The organism is Streptomyces sp. 2A115 (assembly GCF_052245575.1).
Taxonomy (GTDB): Bacteria; Actinomycetota; Actinomycetes; order Streptomycetales; family Streptomycetaceae; genus Streptomyces.
In genome coordinates, this window is sequence record NZ_JBQQCG010000037.1 from 76993 (window position 1) to 97155 (window position 20163).

A 20163-nucleotide genomic window follows, 5' to 3' on the forward strand; every position below is an offset into this window, starting at 1 on the left:
GGGGGTTGGCCGGCGATCTCCCGAGCCGGGTCATGGGCGTTCGCCGCTCGGGGGAATAGGTTGGCGAAGAACGACAGAACGTATCGAGGCGCGGTCTTGCGCGGAGACCCGATGGGGGCGGACATGTCAATGCCTAAAGGTTCGAACGTTCCGGTGCCGACGACCGGACTCCGCGTCGAATTGGGATGGGGCTCCAGCCCGGGAGTACCCGACGTGGACGCCTCGGCCCTCCTGCTGGCCTCCGGGAAGGTCCGCTCCGACGCGGACTTCGTCTTCTACAACCAGCCGGCGCACTCCTCCGGCGCGGTGCGCCACGAGGGCAAGCGGAACTCCGGCGGCCAGGTGAACGACACGCTGTTCGTCGACCTCGCGCGCGTGGAGCCCGCGATCGAGACGGTGGTGCTCGCGGCCTCCTCGGACGGCGGCACGTTCGGGCAGGTGCCCGGGCTGTACATCCGGGTCCTCGACGCACAGCAGGGCACGGAGGTCGCGCGCTTCGACAGCGAGGGGGCGAGTGTCGAGACGGCCTTCGTGCTCGGGGAGTTCTACCGCCGCCAGGGCGCCTGGAAGTTCCGTGCCGTCGGGCAGGGCTACAGCAGCGGACTCGAAGGGCTGGCCACGGACTTCGGGATCTCGGTGGACGAACCGCAGCAGGCGGCTCCGTCGGCTCCCACGGCGCAGCCGCCCGCCCCCGTGGCCCCGCCCGCCACGGTCGCGCCGCCGGTGACACCGCCGCCCGCCCAGCCCGCACCGCCCGCCGCCCCCGTACGCCTGACCAAGGTCACGCTCACCAAGGAGGCCCCGTCGGTCTCGCTGACCAAGCAGGGCGGCACTTCCGGAGCGATGCGCGTGAACCTCAACTGGCAGGTGCGCAAGCAGTTCTCGGGGTGGCAGGCCAAGCTCGGGCGGGCCGTCGCGATGCACGCGGACCTCGACCTCGACCTGTGCGCCCTGTACGAGCTCTCCGACGGACAGAAGGGCGTCGTCCAGGCGCTGGGCAACGCCTTCGGAGCGCTGCACCAGCCTCCGTACATCCATCTCGACGGCGACGACCGTACGGGCGCCTCGACGAGTGGCGAGAACATGAGCATCAACCTCGACCACCTGCGGGACTTCCGCCGCATCCTCATCTTCGTGACCATCTACGAAGGAGCTCGCTCCTTCGCCGACCTGGACGCCACGGTGACCCTTCAGCCGCTGCGCGGCGCGCCGATCGACTTCTCGCTCGGCGAGTGCACCGTGCCCTCGACGGTGTGCGCGCTCGCCCTCATCACCAACACCGGCAGCGACCTCGTCGTCCAGCGCGAGGCCCGCTTCCTCGTCCCCGACCGCGGGGTGAGCCCGCAGCGCACCGTCGACTACGCCTACGGGTGGGGCATGAACTGGACCCCCGGCAGGAAGTGACCGGGCAGGTGTTTACGGGGCGCGAAGCGGCCGCTCACCGCTGCTCGGGCGCCGTGTCGGGGCGGGTGTAGGTGCGGCCCTTCCAGGCCGCGCCGCGCCCCCTGTAGTGCTGCACCGCGGAATCCACCGTCATGAGGAGGTACAGAAACGCGGTGACCGGGAGCAGCGGGGCGAGCAGGAGGGACTGGCGGTAGTAGCGGAGCATCGGCACGTACGTCACCGTCATCAGCAACCACGCGAGACCCCCGGCCACCGTCGCCCCGGCACTGTCCGCCGCGAGGCCCGCGAAGAACGCCACCGGCGGCACCAGATACACCACCGCGAGCCCCAGGACCGTTCCGGCCAGCAGGAGCGGGTTGTGCCGCAGCTGGGCGTACGCGCTGCGCGAGACCATCCGCCACAGGTCGTGCAGCCGTGGATAGGGGCGCACGCTGTCGACCTTCCCCCGGACTCCGTCAGGGGGGACTCCCGTCTCGCCGCGCTCGGCGAGTCCCAGCCAGATGTGCCCTCCGGAGTCCTTGACCGCCCTCGCCAGTGCCACGTCGTCGATGACGGCCTGCCGGATGGCGTCGGGAATCCGGGCCCGCTCGGCGGCGTCGGTGCGCAGCAGGACGCAGCCGCCCGCCGCGGCCGCGGTCCGCGATCCCTTCACGGCGATCCAGCGGAACGGATACAGCTGCGCGAAGAAGTACACGAACGCGGGCACCACGAGCCGCTCCCAGACGCTCTCCACGCGCAGCCGGGCCATCTGGGAGACGAGGTCGAAGCCGCCGGTGCGCGCCGCGGCCACCAGCTCCCGCAGGCTGTCGGGCGCGTGGGCGATGTCCGCGTCCGTCAGCAGCAGATATTCGGGTGCACGCGCGCGTGCCAGGCCGATGCCGTGGCGTACGGCCCAGAGCTTGCCGGTCCAGCCCGCGGGCGGCTCCCCGGGCGAGTCGACGGTGAGTGTCAGCCCGCCGTGCCGGCGCGACAGCTCACGGGCCAGCTCCCCGGTGCCGTCCGAGCTGCCGTCGTCGACGAGGAAGATCTCGGCACGCCCCGGATAGTCCTGCGCGAGGAGCGAGGGCAGGCTCTCGGGCAGTACGGCGGCCTCGTCCCGCGCCGGTACGACGACACAGACGGACGGCCAGGCGTCGGGTTCCCGGCGAGGCGGCAACCGTAGATCCGTACGCCAGAAGAAGCCCTGGCCGAGGAACAGCCACAGCCAGGCGGCCAGTGATCCGACAGCGGTCCATACGACGGCACTCACCCGCCGCAGTCTGCCGCACCCCAGCGGCCCGTTGAGGCGGATCGTCTATGGTGACCGGGTGAAGATCGCGCTCATGGACTCCGGAATCGGACTGCTCGCGGCGGCCGCCGCGGTACGTCGTCTGCGCCCCGACGCGGATCTCGTTCTCTCCTCCGACCCCGACGGTATGCCGTGGGGCCCCCGCACGACGGAGGACCTGACCGCGCGTGCCCTCACCGTCGCCGAGGCGGCCGCGGCGCTCGGGCCCGACGCGCTGATCGTCGCCTGCAACACCGCCTCCGTGCACGCCCTGCCCGCGCTGCGTGCCCGCCTGGAACCGGGGGTGCCCGTCATCGGCACGGTCCCGGCGATCAAGCCGGCCGCCGCCGGGGGTGGACCCGTCGCCATCTGGGCCACGCCCGCCACCACCGGCAGCCCGTACCAGCGCGGCCTCATTCGTGAGTTCGCCGACGGAGCGACCGTCACCGAAGTGGCCTGTCCCGGGCTCGCCGACGCCGTGGAGCACGCGGACGAGGCGGCCATCGACGCGGCGATCGCCGCGGCCGCCGTGCGTACCCCAGATGACGTAAGGACCGTCGTTCTGGGCTGCACCCATTACGAACTGGTCGCCGAGCGGATCCGAGCGGCCGTGCAGCGGCCCGGCCACGCGCCGCTCGTCCTGCACGGCTCCGCCGGCGCCGTGGCCGCCCAGGCACTGCGCCGGATCGGTGAGCGCCCCGCTCCCGACGCGCCCGGGCAGGGCGGCCTCACGGTGCTGCTCAGCGGACGCGAGGGTGCGCTGCCCGCGGCGGCGCTGAGGTACGACGAGGGCACGCTGCTGCAGGCGGTCAGCCCCGCGCGCTGAACGTCCTGCCACGGACCGGACACCCCGCCTCCACCCGGAGCAGTAACAGTCCGCAACCCGGTGCCCCCGCTGCGGAACATGAGTACGCTCGTAAACATGAGGGACCACCCCCACGGCGAACAGGGCGCTGCCGACGCCCCGCATCCCGATGTCTGGACCGGCCACGCGTCCAACCGCGTGCAATGGCTGCTCGCGACCGGCGGCGCCGCCTGCTTGGCGCTGGGCATCGAACTGGCCGTTGACTCGGCATGGACGTCGGGCATCGCCCCCCTCGTCATGGCCGTCGTCGGCTGCATCGCCGCGGGACTCCTGGTCCTCTTCGGGACGCTCGCGTTCGTGCATGTCGCCGTGAAGGTCGACAAGGAATGCCTCGAAGTGCGCTGTGGCCACATGGGCCTCCCGCGCCGCCGCATTCCGCTGTCGGACATCACCGGCGCCGAATTCGCCCCCCAGGTCACACCGCGGCAGTGGGGCGGCTGGGGCTACCGCTGGCGGCCCGAGCAGGGGACCGCCGTGGTCGTCCGGCGCGGCGAGGGCCTGGTGCTCCGCCTCGGCGACGGCCATACGTTCACGATCACGGTGGACAACGCGGAGGCGGCCGTACGGGTCATCCGCCGTCGGCTGAGGGCGGCCACTCCGGGCCAGGCCCACTGACCTCAGGCCCACTGACTTCGAGCGGGCAGGCTCGCAGCCGACCTCACGAATCCAGTCGGCCGCTACGGGGGCGTCCACCCGGAACCACCGCCTTGTCCGGCTCCTCGCCGACCAGGGGACGTGCTGTGGCGACGCCCGCGAGCAGGCCCGCGCCCGCCGTCACCGCGGTGAAGCTCAGCGCGTTGCCGACCGCGGCGATCGCGGCCAGTGCCGTCAGGGCCGCGCCCGCGGTGAGCACGACCGGCGTGGGACGCTGCGAGCGCCACAGGGCGAACAGGACCCAGCAGAACCCCGCGGCGAGCAGGGCCACGCCTACCAGGCCCTGCTCGGCCGCCTGCTGGAACGGCGCCGAGTGGGGTTTGCCGTCGGGCAGCAGCGACTGCGTGACGGTCGGACTGAGCTCGGCGAACCGTCCAGGGCCGACGCCAAGACCCGGCTCCCGGCGTGCCATGTCGAGCGCGTCGTGCCACAGCAGGACCCGGTGCTGGGTGAGCTGCCCCTCCAGAGATGAGGTCAGGCCGTCCGGCAGTACGTTCTCGACGATCGCCCAGGTCGCTCCGGTCACCAGGGCCCCGGCGAGGGCGAGGCCGCTGAGCCCCAGGACGCGGCGGCGCATGCGGTCGGCGGCGAGGGAGCACAGCAGCACGCCCAGGCAGGCCACGAAGCCCGACGTCGAACCCAGCACGGCCGCCGCCACCGCGATGCCGGCCGCCAGCAGGCGCAGCACGAGCCGCAGCCCCGGCGGGCGGGCCGCCCAGGCCGCGCAGCACGCGGCTCCGGCGGAGAGGGTCAGGAGCGCGGCGGTGGCACCGGTTTGCCCGAGCGGTGACGAGACGACCTGGGGCCCCGGGGTGGTGTGCGGGGCGGCCACCGCCAGACCGAGCCCGGCGAGCGCGCCCGCACAGGGCGCGGCGACCGCGAGGAGCGCACCGCAGATCCGTCCCGCGGCGTAACCGGCGGCCACGGCGAGAACCGCGAGGAGAACCCCTTCGGGCCGCCCGCCGTGCGCCGCGGCCGTGATCAAGGACCAGACCGCGCAGGCTCCGAGCACGACGACGCCTGTCGCGTCCGACACACTGCGTCTCTCGTGCGCCGACTCCGGACCGGCCGTCGACGCCATCCCCGTGAACCCCACCCCGTCGCCCCCCGACCTGTGACGGGCCCCGACCGCCTGGCCGGACACGGCCCGTTCGTCAGAGGCTCCGGCACACGCTAACGGGTGATGCGCCGCTTTGTGGACGAGTTGCGCAGAAACGATGCGGCAGGTGGGAGGGAACGCCCGGCCAGGTGGCAAGGGCCGCGCTGTCGGCGCCGAGGTCACGCGCCGTACACTCCCGGAGTGACCGTCACAGCAACCTCCGTAGACGAGCCGGAACAGCTCGAACCGCAGACCCGGCCCGTATCGCGCGGGGTGCGGCTGGCGCGGCGACTCGCCCCGGCCGCCGCCGCGGCACTCTCCGGGGTGCTGCTGTACGTCAGTTTCCCGCCGCGCACCCTGTGGTGGCTGGCCCTGCCCGCCTTCGCCCTCTTCGGCTGGTGTCTGCGCGGCCGCACCTGGAAGGCGGGCCTCGGCCTCGGGTACCTGTTCGGCCTCGGCTTCCTGCTGCCCCTGCTCGTGTGGACCGGTGTGGAGGTCGGGCCCGGGCCCTGGCTGGGGCTCGTCGTCATCGAGGCGGTGTTCGTCGCGCTCGTCGGCGCCGGCGTCGCGGCGGTCTCGAAGTTGCCCGGGTGGCCTCTGTGGGCGGCTGCCCTCTGGATCGCCGGCGAGGCGGCACGCGCGCGTGTGCCGTTCCGCGGCTTCCCGTGGGGCAAGATCGCCTTCGGCCAGGCGGACGGGGTCTTCCTGCCGCTCGCGGCGCTGGGCGGCACTCCGGTCCTCGGGTTCGCGGTCGTCCTGTGCGGCTTCGGGCTGTACGAGATCGTCCGCCAGGCCGTCGAAGCGCGGCGCACCCGTGTCGTACGCCGCGGGGCCGCCGCGGCGGCGTTGCTCAGCTTCGTCCTCCCCGTGGTGGGTGCCTTCGCCGCGCGGCCCCTGGTCAGCGACAAGGCCGAGGACGGCACCGCGACCGTCGCGGTCATCCAGGGCAACGTGCCGCGTGCGGGCCTCGACTTCAACGCCCAGCGGCGTGCCGTCCTCGACTACCACGCACGGGAGACCGAGCGCCTGGCCGCGAAGGTCGAGGCGGGCGAGGTCGCTCAGCCGGACTTCGTGCTGTGGCCGGAGAACTCCTCCGACATCGACCCGTTCGCCAACCCCGACGCCCGCGCCGTCATCGACCAGGCGGCCAAGGCGATCGGCGCGCCCATCTCGGTCGGCGGCGTCGTCGAGAAGGACGGCAAGCTCTACAACGAGCAGATCCTGTGGGACCCGGAGAAGGGGCCCGGCGAGACCTATGACAAGCGCCAGGTCCAGCCGTTCGGCGAGTACCTCCCGCTGCGGTCGCTCGTCGGTGCCATCAACGAGGACTGGACGTCCATGGTCCGCCAGGACTTCAGCCGCGGCACCGAGCCGGGCGTGTTCACCATGGCGGGCACCAAGGTCGGGCTCGCGACCTGCTACGAGGCCGCTTTCGACTGGGCTGTGCGCGACACCGTCACCAACGGCGCCCAGATGATCTCGGTGCCCAGCAACAACGCCACGTTCGACCGCAGCGAGATGACGTATCAGCAGCTCGCGATGTCCCGGGTGCGCGCCGTCGAGCACAGCCGCACCGTCACCGTCCCGGTGACCAGTGGCGTGAGTGCCGTGATCATGCCGGACGGGAAGATCACCCAGCGGACCGGCATGTTCGTGGCGGACTCGCTGGTCCAGGAGGTGCCGCTGCGCTCCTCCGAGACTCCCGCCACTCGGCTCGGGATTCTGCCGGAGATGGTTCTGGTGCTCATCGCGGCGGGTGGCCTCGGCTGGGCCGTGACGTCGGCCGTGCGCGGGCGGCGCGCCGGGGGGCTGTAGGCGTACGCCCGTAGTGCGCCCAGGGAAGGCGCCGAGGTGACGGAACCCGGCCGTTAGGGTCGGTCCATGGCTACTCCTGACTTCATTCACACGATCCGGGCCACCGCGGGGCAGCAGCTGCTCTGGCTCCCCGGAGTCACCGCCATCGTCTTCGACGACGAGGGGAGGGTGCTGCTGGGGCGCCGCACCGACACCCGCAAGTGGTCGGTGATCGGCGGAATCCCGGACCCGGGAGAGCAGCCGGCGGCGTGTGCCGTGCGGGAGGTCTTCGAGGAGACGGCGGTGCGCTGCGTCGTCGAGCGGGTCGTGGTGGTCCAGGCCGGGCAGCCGGTCACCTACGACAACGGCGACACCTGCCAGTACATGGACATCACGTTCCGTTGCCGGGCCGTCGGCGGCGACGCGTGCGTCAATGACGACGAGTCGCTGGAGGTCGGCTGGTTCCCGGTTGACTCCATGCCGGAGCTGAACGAGTTCGGGCTGTTCCGGATCAAGCAGGCACTGTCCGACGCACCCACGTGGTTCGACCCCATGACGTGAGTGCAAAGTGTGGGTGGTGACCACATCGGTAGGGGCGTCGCTGCTGCCTAGGGTCAGAGCATGACCGCGCCCAGCGCCCTCCCGGGCCCTCATGCCTCGTCCCTCGACCTCGGCGGCCGTACCGCCCTCGTCACCGGCGCCGCGGGCGGCATCGGCCGCGCGTGCGCACTGCGGCTCGCCGCGGCCGGGGCCAAGGTGCGGGCGGTCGACCGGGAGGCCAAGGGCCTGGAAACGCTCGGCGAACAGGCCCGGGGCCTCCCGGGCACCGTCGAACCACACGTCCTCGACCTCACCGACCTGGACGCCGCGGAGTCCGCAGCCGCGGGAACGGACGTCCTCGTCAACAACGCCGGGCTGCAGCTGGTGCGCCCGATCGAGGAGTTCCCGCCCGACACCTTTCACACAGTGCTGACCGTGATGCTGGAGGCCCCGTTCCGGCTGATCCGCGGGGCACTGCCACATATGTACGGGCAGGGGTGGGGCCGCATCGTCAATGTGTCCTCCGTCCATGGACTGCGGGCCTCTGCCTTCAAGTCGGCGTATGTGGCGGCAAAACACGGACTGGAGGGCCTCTCCAAAACCGCCGCCCTGGAAGGCGCCCCCCATGGCGTCACCTCGAACTGTGTGAACCCCGCCTATGTGCGCACACCACTGGTCGAGAAGCAGCTCGCCGACCAGGCCGCGGCCCACGGGATCCCCCAGGGGCGGGTGCTGACCGAGGTCCTGTTGCAGGACAGCGCCGTCAAGCGCCTCATCGAACCGGAGGAGGTCGCGGAGGCGGTGGCGTACCTGTGCAGTCCGCGGGCCTCCTTCATCACCGGGACCTCGCTGGTTCTCGACGGTGGCTGGACCGCGCACTGACATGAGTTGTCCACAGGGCTGGTCAGGCTGTCGGTGCGGTGAGTAATCCTGGTGGACATGTCTCGCGATCAATTGCAGTCCGCCGGGCGCTCCGAGACGAGCGCCGAGGCGCCGTTCCTGGAGCTGCTGGCCCGGGGCGCGTCCGCCGACGCGTACGAGCAGCCGGTGCTGCTCGCCCGCGCGGACGGGCTGCCGCCCGAGCGGGTCTCCGCTCTGGAGCACGCCAAGGCGCTCGCGCTGCGTGTGCGCTCCGAGATGGAGGGCCGCCGCCGACGCGAGGCCGAGCTGTCCGCGCTCTTCGAGACGGCCCACGACCTGGCCGGGCTGCGCGACCTCGACGCCGTGCTGCAGGCGATCGTGCAGCGCGCGCGGTCGCTGCTGAGCACGGACGTCGCATACCTCAGCCTGAACGATCCGGTCGAGGGCGACACGTACATGAGAGTCACCGAGGGCTCGGTGGCGGCGCGCTTCCAGCAGTTGCGGCTCGGCATGGGGGAGGGGCTCGGCGGGCTCGTCGCCCAGACCGCCCGCCCTTATGTCACCGACGACTACTTCCAGGACGACCGCTTCCAGCACACCTCGACCATCGACGCGGGCGTCCGGGACGAGGGCCTGGTGGCGATCCTCGGCGTGCCCCTGATGCTCGGGCCGCACGTCATCGGCGTGCTCTTCGCGGCCGACCGCCGGGCACGGGTCTTCGAGCGGGAGCAGATCGCGCTGCTCGGCTCGTTCGCCGCCCTGGCGGCCGCCGCCATCGACACCGCGAACCTGCTCACCGAGACCCGCGAAGCACTCGGGGATCTGGAGCGGGCCAACGAGATCATCCGGGACCGCAGCGGGGTCATCGAGCGCGCCTCGGACGTGCACGACCGGCTCGCCGAACTCGTCCTGCGCGGCGGCGGGGTCCACGACGTGGCCGCCGCGGTCTCCCAAGTCCTGGACGGTGCCGTGGAGTTCGCCGAGGCGGGCACCGCACTCGGTGAAGCCTTGGAGGTGTCACGCGCCGAAGGACATGCCGTCCGCCACGGGGACGACTGGGTGGCGGCCGTCGCCGCCGGCGGCGAACTGCTCGGCGCGCTGGTCCTGCACGGCCATCCGGGGCTCGACCCCGTCGACCAGCGCACACTGGAGCGGGCCGCCATGGTCACCTCGCTCCTGCTGCTCGCCCGCCGCTCGGCCGCCGAGGCCGAACAGCGCGTCCGCGGCGAGCTGTTGGACGATCTGCTCGACGCGCGCGACCGTGATCCCCGGCTGCTGCGTGAGCGCGCCGCCCGGCTGGACGCCGACCTCGACACCACGCATGTGGTGCTGGCCGCCCGTCTCGACGCCGTGGCCGCGGACGCGGACCAGGAGGCCGCCGCCCGCCGCAGGCTGTGGTCCGCCGCCTCCCACCTCGCCGCCACCCGGCACGGACTGGCCGCCGCCCGCGACGGCGGCACCGTGCTGCTCCTGCCCCTGCGCCCCGGCGACACCGCGACGGACCTGGCCCGCCGCACGGCCGCAGACCTGGGCATCGCGGTCCACGAGGCGGTCACCGTCGGCGCCTCCGCGCCCGTCGAGAACCTCGCCGCCCGCCCGGACAGCGTGGCCGAGGCCTACGCGGAAGGGCAGCGCTGCCTCGACGCGCTCCGGCTGCTCGGCCGGGCCGGGGACGGCGCCGCCGCCGAGGACTTCGGGTTCCTGGGACTGCTCCTCGCCGGTAGCCGGGACATCGCCGGCTTCGTCGAGCGCACCATCGGCCAGGTCGTGATGTACGACGAGAGACGGGGCACCGACCTCCTGCGCACCCTCGACGCGTACTTCGCGTGCGGCATGAGCCCGGCGCGCACGAAGGACGAGCTGCACGTCCACGTCAACACGGTCGCGCAGCGCCTGGAGCGGGTGGGCCGGCTGCTCGGACCCGACTGGCAGAGCCCGGCCCGCGCACTGGAGATCCAACTCGCCCTGCGGCTGCACCGGTTGTCGTCCACGGCGCGGCACTGACCCCCGCACGCACGGGCGCACGGGGGTCGGTCTCCGGGACACGTCCGCTCCGGTGAACCGGCTCAGGCGGTGCGGGCGTCAGCGGTCGGCGCCGACGCCGTCGCGGGCTCCGCGCCGGGCTCGGCGTCCACCTCCGCGAGGTCACGGTGCCGGGTCTCCTTCGCCACTCCCACCGCGATCAGCGTCAGCAGGACCGCCCCGATCACGTACAGGGCGATCGGAGTGGAGCTGTCGTAGTCCGCCAGCAGCGCGGTCGCGATGAGCGGCGCGGGCGCGCCCGCCGCGACGGACGAGAACTGCGCGCCGATCGACGCGCCCGAGTAGCGCATACGGGTCGCGAACATCTCCGAGAAGAAGGCGGCCTGCGGTGCGTACATGGCCCCGTGCAGGACCAGGCCCACGGTCACGGCGAGGATCAGGTTCCCGAAGCTCCCGGTGTCGATGAGTGAGAAGAACGGGAACATCCACAGGCCGACTCCGGCCGCGCCCAGCAGATACACGGGCCGACGGCCGACGCGGTCCGACAGAGCACCCCAGGCCGGGATGACGGCGAAGTGCACGGCGGAGGCGATGAGCACCGCGTTGAGCGCGGTCTGCTTGGAGAGGCCGGCCGACGTGGTGGCGTACACCAGGATGAAGGCGGTGATCACGTAGTAGCTGATGTTCTCCGCCATGCGCGCGCCCATCGCGATCAGGACGTCCCGCCAGTGGTGCCGCAGCACGGACACCAGCGGCAGCTTCTCGGCGGGGCCGTCCTGGGTCGCCTTGCGCGCCTCGGCCTGTGCGAGGGCCGCCTTGAAGACGGGCGATTCATCGACAGACAGACGAATCCACAAACCGACGATCACCAGCACGCCCGACAGCAGGAACGGAACGCGCCATCCCCAGGACATGAAGGCGGCGTCCGAGAGGACCGCGGTCAGCAGCGACAGCACGCCGGTCGCCAGCAACTGTCCGGCGGGCGCCCCCGTCTGCGGCCACGAGGCCCAGAACCCGCGCCGCCGCGCGTCCCCGTGCTCCGACACCAGCAGCACGGCGCCGCCCCACTCGCCGCCCAGCGCGAAGCCCTGCACCAGGCGCAGCACGGTCAGCAGCACCGGGGCCGCCGTACCGACGGTCGCGTGCGTGGGCAGCAGCCCGATCGCGAAGGTCGCCCCGCCCATCAGCAGCAGACTCAGCACCAGCAGCTTCTTGCGCCCGAGCCGGTCGCCGTAGTGTCCGAAGACCAGCGCCCCGAGCGGCCGGGCCGCGAATCCCACCGCGTACGTCAGGAACGACAGGAGCGTGCCGACGAGCGGGTCGGAGCCCGGGAAGAACAGCTTGTTGAAGACGAGCGCGGCGGCGGATCCGTAGAGGAAGAAGTCGTACCACTCGATGGTGGTGCCGATGAGGCTGGCGGCGACGATGCGCTTGAGGCTGGCGGGGGGTGGGGGAGCGGTCGCGGGGGAGGACATCGGTACCACTTCCTGGCGGTTGGCGGGGACGTGTTCGTGTCGCCATACCGTAGGAATCCGCAGAACAGCGGCACATGTGGTGGGGCACCATAGTTCTGCGTGCGGGGGTGCGTGCGAGCACCATGACGGCGTCACCGGAGCCTCTACGAGAGCCCAAAATCAAGCCACGAGGTTCTACGTGGTGGTCGCTCGTTGGTCCATGTGCGGGGCGGGGTACGTGGAGTTGGAGTGTTCCGGACTGTTCGCGGCGATCGTCTACGTGTTGGTCAACGGCTGCGCCTGGCGGGCTTTTCCTCCGTGCTTCGGAATCTCGCCCCGTGGACCGGGCAGGCCGGGGGACGGGCGAGGTCGGTCAGGTGACCGTCATCGGCCCTGTGGACGTGCGGAGGAGGCGAGTCAGCCTATCGCCGGGTCGAGGGCGAGCTGACATGGGCGCTCCTGGACCGGCCCAATTCGACGCGCACTTCGCGAATCTGTGCGGGGTCGCCCAGGAGCTGACGCCCTGATCTGGGCCTTCGACCAGATCGGTGGCCATCGACAGTGACGGCCACTGCCCGATAACGGGTGATGACCGACCCCTCAGCGCCTTGACGCGCGGGCCGAGGAGCTGTGAGCGGAGTGTGTCCAGGCTTGAGTTCCATCGTGGTTCCGGCAGCGCAATGCCGGGGGTACCGGGCAGACATTGCGAGGTAACGGCCCGCTGGTCCTCTCGATCGGAGCGCATCGAGAGGAAGGCACGGCATGGCGGGTAAGTTTCATCTGGGATGGTTTCTGAACTTCGTCGCGGACGAATGGAACGGGAACTGGGGCGATGGCGGACGGGACTTCACCGGTGACTTCTACGTCGAGATGGCCAGGGATCTGGAGCGGGCCAAATTCGATTACGTGCTGATCGAGGACAAGCTGATGGTGTCGACGGCTTTCGGCGGCACGATGGAGCACGACCTCAAGCACGGGGTGAACCCCAAGCATGACCCGGTTCCGCTCGCCCTCCTGATGGGCAATGCCACGACTCGCCTGGGCGTCATCCCGACGATGTCAACCAGCTTCTACCCACCGTTCCTGCTGGCCAGGCTGTCCAGCACCATCGACCACATCACCAAGGGACGGTTCGGCTGGAACGTCGTGACGTCGGGCGAGGACCGGGCCGCGCAGAACTTCGGCCTCGACAAGCTCTACGAGCACGACGAGCGCTACGTCCGTGCCAGCGAGTACCTCGAGCTTGTCAGCAGGCTCTGGGAGTCGTGGGAGCCGGACGCGATCGTGCGCGACTACGCGACCGGTACGTACGCCGACCACACGAAGGTCCACACGATCGACTTCGAAGGCAAGTTCTTCAGGTCTCGAGGGCCGCTGAACACCGCGCCGTCCCCGCAGCACCGTCCCTCGATCGCGCAGGCCGGCGCGTCACCGCCGGGGCGCGAGCTCGCGGCGCAGCACGCCGACACGATCGTCGCCCCGTCGGACGGCGTCGAGGCGATGAAGGCCTACCGCGACGACATCCACGCCCGGATGCGCGCCCATGGCCGCGACCCCGCGCACTGCAAGGTGCTCTACATCGTCGCCCCGATCGTCGCCGATACGAGGGAGGAGGCGCTGGCCAAGCGGGAGCGGTGGTTCAACGACCCGCGCTACATCGAGTACATGCTGGCCGAGATCTCGTCCATCACCGAGATCGACTTCGCCCAGTTCGACCTCGACAAGCCGCTGCCGGAAGTGTGGACGAACGGCGAACGCGGCGCGCTGAACAGCTTCATCTCCCGCGGCAAGGACAAGACGCTGCGCGAGCTGGTCACCGGCAGCGGCCTGAGCGGCAACGTCCAGTTCACCGGCACGCCCGAGGAGGTCGCCGCGGAGATGGCCGCGGTGATGGACGAGGTCGGCGGTGACGGGTTCCTCATCACCAGCCCGGTGATGCGGCTCAACCGGCGCTACGTCACCGAGATCACCGACGGGCTGATACCCGCGTTGCAGAAAATGGGCCGCACTCGGCAGGAGTACACGACCACCATGCTGCGCGATCACCTGCGGGAGTTCTGACATGGCCGGCAAGCAGTTCCACATGGGCTGGTTCATGAACTTCACGACGAACGAGTGGAACACGCCGTTCGGCAACGACGGCATGCCCTGGAACGGGAAGTTCTACATCGAGATGGCCCAGGCGATGGAGCAGGCCTGCTTCGACTACATCATGATCGAGGACACCCTCATGGTGTCCGAGGCGTACGGTGGCACATCCGAGGCGTACCTGAAGTACGCCAGCATGGCGCCCAAGGGCGACCCGGCGCCGCTGGCCGCCATCATGGCGGCGGCCACCAGCAAGATGGGCGTGGTCGCGACGATGTCGACGACCTTCTACCCGCCCTTCTTGCTCGCCCGGCTCTGCTCGACGCTGGACAGCATCGCCGAGGGCCGCTTCGGCTGGAACATCGTCACCTCGGGCGAGGACGGCTCGGCGCAGAACTTCGGCATGGACAAGCTCACCGAGCACGACCTGCGCTATGACAAAGCGGATGAGTACGTCGACCTGGTGTGCAAGCTCTGGGACTCCTGGGAGCCGGACGCGGTGGTCCGCGACCGGGAGACCAACACGTACGCGGATTTCAAGAAGGTCCGCCCCATCAACTTCTCCGGCACGTACTACAAGTCCCGCGGCCCGCTGAACACGGTGCGCTCGCCGCAGGGCCGTCCGGTCTTCGTCCAGGCGGGCGGGTCGCCGCGCGGCAGGCAGTTCGCCGCCAAGTCCGCCGACTCGATCATCGCCGTGGCCAACGGGGTGGAGGGGATGAAGGCCTACCGCGATGACGTAAGGGCCCGGGCCGCGGCGCAGGGCCGCGATCCCGACGACATCAAGGTGCTGTTCGTGATCGGCCCCGTCCTCGGCGAAACCGAGGAGGAAGCGCGTGCGAAGAAGGAGCGTATGGGCTCCGACCCCGACGCGATCATGCAGTCGCTGGCCGGCCTGTCGTCCGTCACCGACATCGACTTCTCCCAGTTCGACCTCGACAAGCCGCTCCCTCGTCTGGAGACCAACGGTGAGCGGGGCTCGCTGGACAAGTTCGCCCAGTGGGGCAGCAACAAGACGCTGCGTCAGCTCGTCCTCGACAACGGCGGGACATCGGACTCCATCGAACTGGTCGGCACGCCCGATCAGGTCGCCGAGAAGATGGGAGAGGCCAACGAGGCGATGGGCGGCGGAGACGGCTTCCTGATCAGTGCCCCGTACATGCGAGTCAGCAAGCAGTACATCACCGAGATCTGCGAAGGGCTCATCCCCGCCCTGCAGCGTCGCGGGCTGACCCGCACGGAGTACACGGCCTCGCACCTGCGCGACACATTGCGCGAGTTCTGATTTGCGTTACTCGATCCTGGACATCTCGCCCGTCCCGCCCGGCGGGACGGGCACGGATGCCTTCCGGCAGAGCGCGGAGCTGATCTCGATCGCTGAGCGTGCGGGGTACGAACGGTACTGGCTCGCCGAGCACCACGGCATCGGCCACCGCAACGCGGGGTCGGCACCCGAGGTGCTGATCGCGCACCTCGCCACGCTGACCTCGCGGATCCGCGTCGGCTCGGGGGCGGTGCTGATCGACAAGTACCGTCCGTACAGAGTGGCCGATACCTTCCGTGTGCTGCACGCCCTGTTCCCCGGCCGCATCGACCTGGGCATGGGGCGGGGCAGCAGCCCGCCGCCGGTGGAGGCGGCCCTGGGTGGCGCGGATGATTACGACGACGACCCCATGTTCGCCGCGCTGGCCGCGACCACCTCGCTGATGGCGTATCGGGAGCAGTTGGTCGAGCTGCTGGCGTGGCTCTCGCACGACTTCCCGCCGGAGCATCCTTATGCCGCGTATCCGCTCTCACCCGGCGTCGCGGGCGGGCCACAGCCATGGCTGCTCGGGTCCAGTGCCGAGAGCGCCGTCCTGGCCGGCCGGCTCGGCATGCGCTACTGCTTCGCCGCGTTCCTCAATCCGCTGGACGCGCCGTCGGTCCTGTCGATCTACCGCTCGGCGTTCCGCCCGTCTTCCGGCGGGGCGGTGCCGTACGCGATGCTCGCCGTCAGCGCGGTCTGCGCCCCGACCGACGAAGAGGCCGACCTGCTGCGCGCGGGCGCCGAACTACACGCTCGCCGTGTCGCGGACCGCGACCCCGCCGCCGACCTGCCCTTGCCGACCCCGCCGCGGGCCCTCGCCGAGCTCGGCCACGTTCCTGCACCGGTGGCCGTCAAACCGGGGCAGTGGCCACGCCACCTGTCCGGGGCACCGGAGCGGATACGGGAGCAGCTCGCGCTGATCCGCGCCGAGAGCGGAGCGGAGGAACTGATGATCTGCGACTTCGTGGGCGATCACACCGCCCGGCTGCGGTCCTACGAACTGCTTGCCCGGCGGCCGGCTTAGGCCTGTCCGGCGGATCATGCCACAGACGCGGGGCTTGGCACTCCCCTCTGCGGCGTTGGCGCCGGTCACCGACTCCCTCACTCTCGACTTCGCTCGAGCGGGGGCCCCATCGCGTCGACTCCCTCCTCCGCCCTGCAGCTGGACGCTTCCTCGCTCGCACAACCTCGCGCGGGGGCACCCCCGTTCGCCCCGTTCATCGGTGCTGATTGGGCGCCTTCCTTGCGATCGCACGCACCACGCCCCGCTCCCTGATCCAGATCACAACCCCACACAGGCCCTAGAAGGCGCGCAGGTTGCCTCGCAGGTGCGGGTGGTCGTAGCGGGTGCGGGACAGGCCGCGGGCCTGGAGTTCGGGAACCAGCCCGTCGGCGATCTCGGCGATGGTGCGGCGGTTGAGCGGGTTGACGTTGAACAACAGCCCGTCGCCGCCGACCTCCGCCATGACGGCGCCCACTTGGTCGGCGACCTCGGCGGGGGTGCCGACCGGCTCGAACGCGTACCCCCCGGCCGCGACCTCACGCAACGTCGTCCGCTCGCCCTTGCCGAGTCGCAGCGCCAGAGAGCTCTGGTGGCCGTTGGTGCTGAACGAGGTCTCGAGCTGCCCGAGCGGTGTGTCGACGTCGTAGCCGGAGAAGTCGATGTCGGTGATGAACCCCATGCCGGCCAGCCCACGCTCCGGGTGTTGCCACGCCTCGTCGTCGTGCCGCGCCTTGCGGTCGCGGGCCTCGGCCGTGGTCTCGCCGAGGTAAGGGGTGATGAGGAAAAGGACCTTGATCTCGTCCGGGTCGCGTCCGGCGGTCGCCGCGCGGGCCCGCACGTCGTCGCGGTACTCCTTCATCATCTCCGGCGTATTGGCCGAGGCGATGACGCTGTCGGCGTTGCGCGCGGCGAACTCGCGCCCGCGCGCCGACCCACCGGCCTGGATCAGGGCCGGACGGCCCTGCGGAGAGGGGGCTGTGTTCAGTGGACCACGGGACTTGTAGTACGTGCCGCTGAAGTCGACCGGGTTGACCTTGGTGTGCTCGGCGAAGACCCCGGCGGTGATGTCGGCCGGGATCGAGTCCGGCTCCCACGACCCCCACAGCTGCTTCACCAGGTCCGTCATCTCCTGTGCCATGTCATAGCGCAGGTCGTGGGGCGGCTGGGCATCCTTGCCGTAGTTCTGGGCCGCCCGGTCGGAGCTGCCGGTGACGATGTTCCACCCCGCGCGGCCGGCGGAGAGACCGTCCAGTGTGGCGACGAGGCGGGCGAGCAGGAACGGCGGGTATTCCGTCACGGTCAGCGTCGGGACGATGCCGATGCGCCGCGTCGCCAGCAGCATGACCGAGGCGAGCACCGCCGGATCGTGCTTGGGCACCGTCATCGCGTTGCTCAGGTAGATCTCCGACGACTGGCCGTAGGCGTCGCAGACGAAGCTGCTGTCCTCGATGATCAGGTAGTCGAAGCAGGCACGCTCCAGGGAACGTGCGAAGTCCTGGTGGAAGTCGGGGCGCATCCAGTCATGCCCACCCGTGCCGTGCCACGGACTGCGCCAGTCGCTGACCCCGAAGCCGTGGCCGAGGAACCATGCGAGGTGGACGCGCTTGTCGCGGGTCATGACTTACCTCCTTGGGTTTACGCCATAGAAGCGGGAGATCGTTTTCGCCGCGTGTCGGGAGCCGGCGTCGGTGATTGCGCCGGTGTCCGGCTGACGCCTGTGGTGACGTGCCCGCGCAATACATCCAGAACCGTAAGGAATCGCCGGGGTCATGTCGGCGGGGTCTCCTGGCGCAGGCGGATCTCTGGGGCGTCGAACCGTCGGTGCTCCCACTGCCCAGCGTCGGGAGGTGGCCGGTGGGACTGTCGATCGAGTACGCCGAACGTGGGGCGGTATGGACGCGTCGGGTGCGGTGGTTCCTGCCCTTGATGGCGGCGGCCGGAGTGACGATGAGCTTCACCGCTCCGCTGGAGGTGCTGTTCGGTCGTGAGCTCTCGCGAAGCAGCGTGTACATCGGCATCTTCATGCTGACCTCGGCAGTGGGCGTCATTCTCATCGACGTGTTCGGCACCAGGCTCGTCCCTGGCCTGGACGCCAGGGTCGCTCTCACCATCGGGCTGTCCCTGTTCGGCGTGGCGTCCATCGGGATGGGACTGGCGCACGACAACGTGCTGCTGATGGCGTCCCGGGTCGTGCAGGGCTTCGGTGGCGGCATGATGCTCGGCGCCGGCCTGCAGGCGGCTGTGCGGGTGTGCCCCGCGGCCGGGGATACCGCCCGCGCCCTGGGGCGGTTCAACGCTGCCTTCCTCTTCGGCGGTGCGGTCGGGTCGCCCGGCGGGTTGTTGCTCGCCGGGATGATCAGTGGCGAGGCGGGCTATCGGATCGCGCTCGTCGTCACCGGTGTCTGCGCGCTGGTGGTCGCCGCCGCGCTCGCCGCCGCGCTGCCGAACCTGGCGCCGCCGCCCGGCCTGCCGCGACCGCGGCTCGGCCTGCCTCGATTCGGCAGGTCGACCGGCGGCGGCGCCGCTCTCGTGCTGGCGATGTGCGGCGAATTCCTCCGCGGTGGCGTGCTGTTCACCGCTCTTCCGCTCGCGGGCGCGGCACGCCAGTACCCCACTGTCACGATCGCCCTCGCGATCGCGCTCATGTCCGCTTTCGAGATTGCCGTCCTCACCGTGGCGTACCGCCTCATCCGGCGCGTCGGAGTCGTCGCCGTGCTCCTCACCGCGTTCGCGCTGGGAACGGTATGCGCGACCGTCCTCGCCCTCACTTCGGATCGGACGGTCTACCTGGCGATGTCGGTGCTGTTCGGCGTCAGCCTCGCCGGGGCGACCGCGAGCCTTCCCGTGCTGGTGGTCGCGCAGGTCGGGGACTCCTCGGCCGGCCTGGCGAAATTCCGCATCTCCGCCGGCATCGGTGTCCTCGGCGGGACCGTCGGCTGCGCCGTGCTGGGCACGCAGATCGGGATGGCCGCGCTCTTCGGGATCATCGCCATCGTCCTGCTGGGCAGCGTACAGCTCACCCACTTCGTCGGGCGTCGCATGGCGATCACGTAGCCGCCGGCCCGCGAAGGGCTGGTCACCCGCGGACCCGAGACCGGAACCCGCGCGGCGGGCGCGTGGCTGCTGTTCATCGACGAGCTCAGCCGGGTGGCCCGGTTCGGCGACGAGTCGTCCCGCCCGGATCGAGGCGCGCGCCCACTGGACAGTCCTTCGGGTGCCCGCCGATGGTCCGCGACCGGCTGCGGCTGCCGCCCGGACCCTCGGTTCTCATGATCGAGGCTCTGCTGAGGCAGGACGACGCCCCTGGCCAAGGCTCAACGTCAACTACGCGGCGCCCAGTGATGAGCAGTCCGCCTGCTTCAACGTGCAGGGTGGACGGCGAGGGCCGGGGCGCCAGAGGAGCCCCGGCCCTCGCCGTCCACTGTTTCTCCGCCCGTGACGACCACGTCGGCACGGTTTTCCAGGTCTTCGGCACCCCCGGCCGGACTCCGCGGAATGTCACTGGCCGTAACTCGCCCTGTCAGCAGCTGACTTGGCGCCGATGAGCACGAAGGCGATGGACACCGGTCGGTCACCGCGATTGCGCCAGCCGTGGCGGGCCCGGGGGGACCGCTCGATCTGTTCGGCGGCCGCACCAGCCGAACGGGTGCGTCGCTCTGCTCGACGAACGAGCCGAGCAGCCTGGTGAAGGAGCGGAGTTACCCGAACACGTGGGAGGCCTCGTCGACCCCGGGCCCACGAGGCCGTCCACGAGAGACAGAAGCCGCACAGCAGGAATGCGGCTTCCGGCTCGTCGAGTCTGTCTGGTCCGTCGCGCGCAGGCGGTGGTACAACAGGCCGTCGCC

The 20163-nt window shown here is 70.8% G+C and carries 15 protein-coding genes; 11 read left to right on the top strand and 4 right to left on the bottom strand.

What is annotated here, in order from left to right:
• The first annotated feature begins 111 nt into the window (after nucleotides 1-111).
• A complete protein-coding gene (locus tag ACTWQR_RS28850) occupies nucleotides 112-1404 on the top strand; it encodes a TerD family protein (RefSeq protein ID WP_443230108.1) in 1293 nt (430 codons plus the stop codon).
• Between the two features lie 34 nt (nucleotides 1405-1438).
• Here ACTWQR_RS28850 and ACTWQR_RS28855 read toward each other — a convergent pair whose 3' ends face one another.
• Entirely contained in the window at nucleotides 1439-2653 is a 1215-nt protein-coding gene (locus ACTWQR_RS28855; protein WP_443230109.1) for a glycosyltransferase, read from the bottom strand.
• Between the two features lie 58 nt (nucleotides 2654-2711).
• On the opposite strand from ACTWQR_RS28855, the gene ACTWQR_RS28860 reads away from it, so the two are divergent.
• Nucleotides 2712-3497: a glutamate racemase gene (locus tag ACTWQR_RS28860; protein WP_443230110.1), complete on the top strand. Its 786-nt coding sequence runs from the start codon at nucleotides 2712-2714 to the stop codon at nucleotides 3495-3497.
• Nucleotides 3498-3593: 96 nt separating this feature from the next.
• Nucleotides 3594-4151, top strand: coding sequence for a hypothetical protein (locus tag ACTWQR_RS28865; protein WP_443230111.1), 558 nt, complete (start codon nucleotides 3594-3596; stop codon nucleotides 4149-4151).
• Between the two features lie 43 nt (nucleotides 4152-4194).
• Here ACTWQR_RS28865 and ACTWQR_RS28870 read toward each other — a convergent pair whose 3' ends face one another.
• The gene (locus tag ACTWQR_RS28870) at nucleotides 4195-5271 is read right to left on the bottom strand and encodes an O-antigen ligase family protein (RefSeq protein WP_443230112.1); all 1077 of its coding nucleotides are present in this window, start codon (nucleotides 5269-5271) and stop codon (nucleotides 4195-4197) included.
• A gap of 219 nt (nucleotides 5272-5490) precedes the next feature.
• On the opposite strand from ACTWQR_RS28870, the gene lnt reads away from it, so the two are divergent.
• The 4 genes from lnt to ACTWQR_RS28890 all read left to right on the top strand — a co-directional run bounded on the left by lnt (nucleotide 5491) and on the right by ACTWQR_RS28890 (nucleotide 10488).
• Entirely contained in the window at nucleotides 5491-7104 is a 1614-nt protein-coding gene (lnt, locus tag ACTWQR_RS28875; protein WP_443230113.1) for an apolipoprotein N-acyltransferase, read from the top strand.
• A 66-nt stretch (nucleotides 7105-7170) separates the two neighbouring features.
• Nucleotides 7171-7644, top strand: coding sequence for an NUDIX hydrolase (locus tag ACTWQR_RS28880; protein ID WP_443230114.1), 474 nt, complete (start codon nucleotides 7171-7173; stop codon nucleotides 7642-7644).
• A 60-nt stretch (nucleotides 7645-7704) separates the two neighbouring features.
• Nucleotides 7705-8505, top strand: coding sequence for a 3-hydroxybutyrate dehydrogenase (locus ACTWQR_RS28885; RefSeq protein WP_443230115.1), 801 nt, complete (start codon nucleotides 7705-7707; stop codon nucleotides 8503-8505).
• Between the two features lie 57 nt (nucleotides 8506-8562).
• Nucleotides 8563-10488 (top strand): helix-turn-helix domain-containing protein, encoded by a 1926-nt coding sequence (locus tag ACTWQR_RS28890; protein WP_443230116.1) that lies wholly within the window; start codon nucleotides 8563-8565, stop codon nucleotides 10486-10488.
• Nucleotides 10489-10550: 62 nt separating this feature from the next.
• Here the strand turns inward: ACTWQR_RS28890 and ACTWQR_RS28895 are convergent, their stop codons facing one another.
• Entirely contained in the window at nucleotides 10551-11942 is a 1392-nt protein-coding gene (locus ACTWQR_RS28895) for an MFS transporter (protein ID WP_443230117.1), read from the bottom strand.
• Between the two features lie 741 nt (nucleotides 11943-12683).
• Between ACTWQR_RS28895 and ACTWQR_RS28900 the strand changes: the two genes are divergently transcribed.
• From ACTWQR_RS28900 to ACTWQR_RS28910, 3 genes are read left to right on the top strand one after another with little or no spacing between them, the layout of a single operon-like run.
• Nucleotides 12684-13982: an NtaA/DmoA family FMN-dependent monooxygenase gene (locus ACTWQR_RS28900; RefSeq protein WP_443230118.1), complete on the top strand. Its 1299-nt coding sequence runs from the start codon at nucleotides 12684-12686 to the stop codon at nucleotides 13980-13982.
• A gap of 1 nt (nucleotide 13983) precedes the next feature.
• Nucleotides 13984-15294, top strand: coding sequence for an NtaA/DmoA family FMN-dependent monooxygenase (locus ACTWQR_RS28905; protein ID WP_443230119.1), 1311 nt, complete (start codon nucleotides 13984-13986; stop codon nucleotides 15292-15294).
• Between the two features lies 1 nt (nucleotide 15295).
• Nucleotides 15296-16339 (top strand): MsnO8 family LLM class oxidoreductase, encoded by a 1044-nt coding sequence (locus ACTWQR_RS28910; protein ID WP_443230120.1) that lies wholly within the window; start codon nucleotides 15296-15298, stop codon nucleotides 16337-16339.
• Nucleotides 16340-16616: 277 nt separating this feature from the next.
• On the opposite strand, the gene ACTWQR_RS28915 is transcribed toward ACTWQR_RS28910, so the two are convergent.
• Nucleotides 16617-17936 carry an NtaA/DmoA family FMN-dependent monooxygenase gene (locus ACTWQR_RS28915; protein WP_443230121.1) on the bottom strand — a complete coding sequence of 440 codons (1320 nt, stop codon included), beginning with the start codon at nucleotides 17934-17936 and terminating at the stop codon, nucleotides 16617-16619.
• Between the two features lie 236 nt (nucleotides 17937-18172).
• Between ACTWQR_RS28915 and ACTWQR_RS28920 the strand changes: the two genes are divergently transcribed.
• Nucleotides 18173-19372: an MFS transporter gene (locus ACTWQR_RS28920; RefSeq protein WP_443230122.1), complete on the top strand. Its 1200-nt coding sequence runs from the start codon at nucleotides 18173-18175 to the stop codon at nucleotides 19370-19372.
• The last annotated feature ends 791 nt before the right edge of the window (nucleotides 19373-20163 follow it).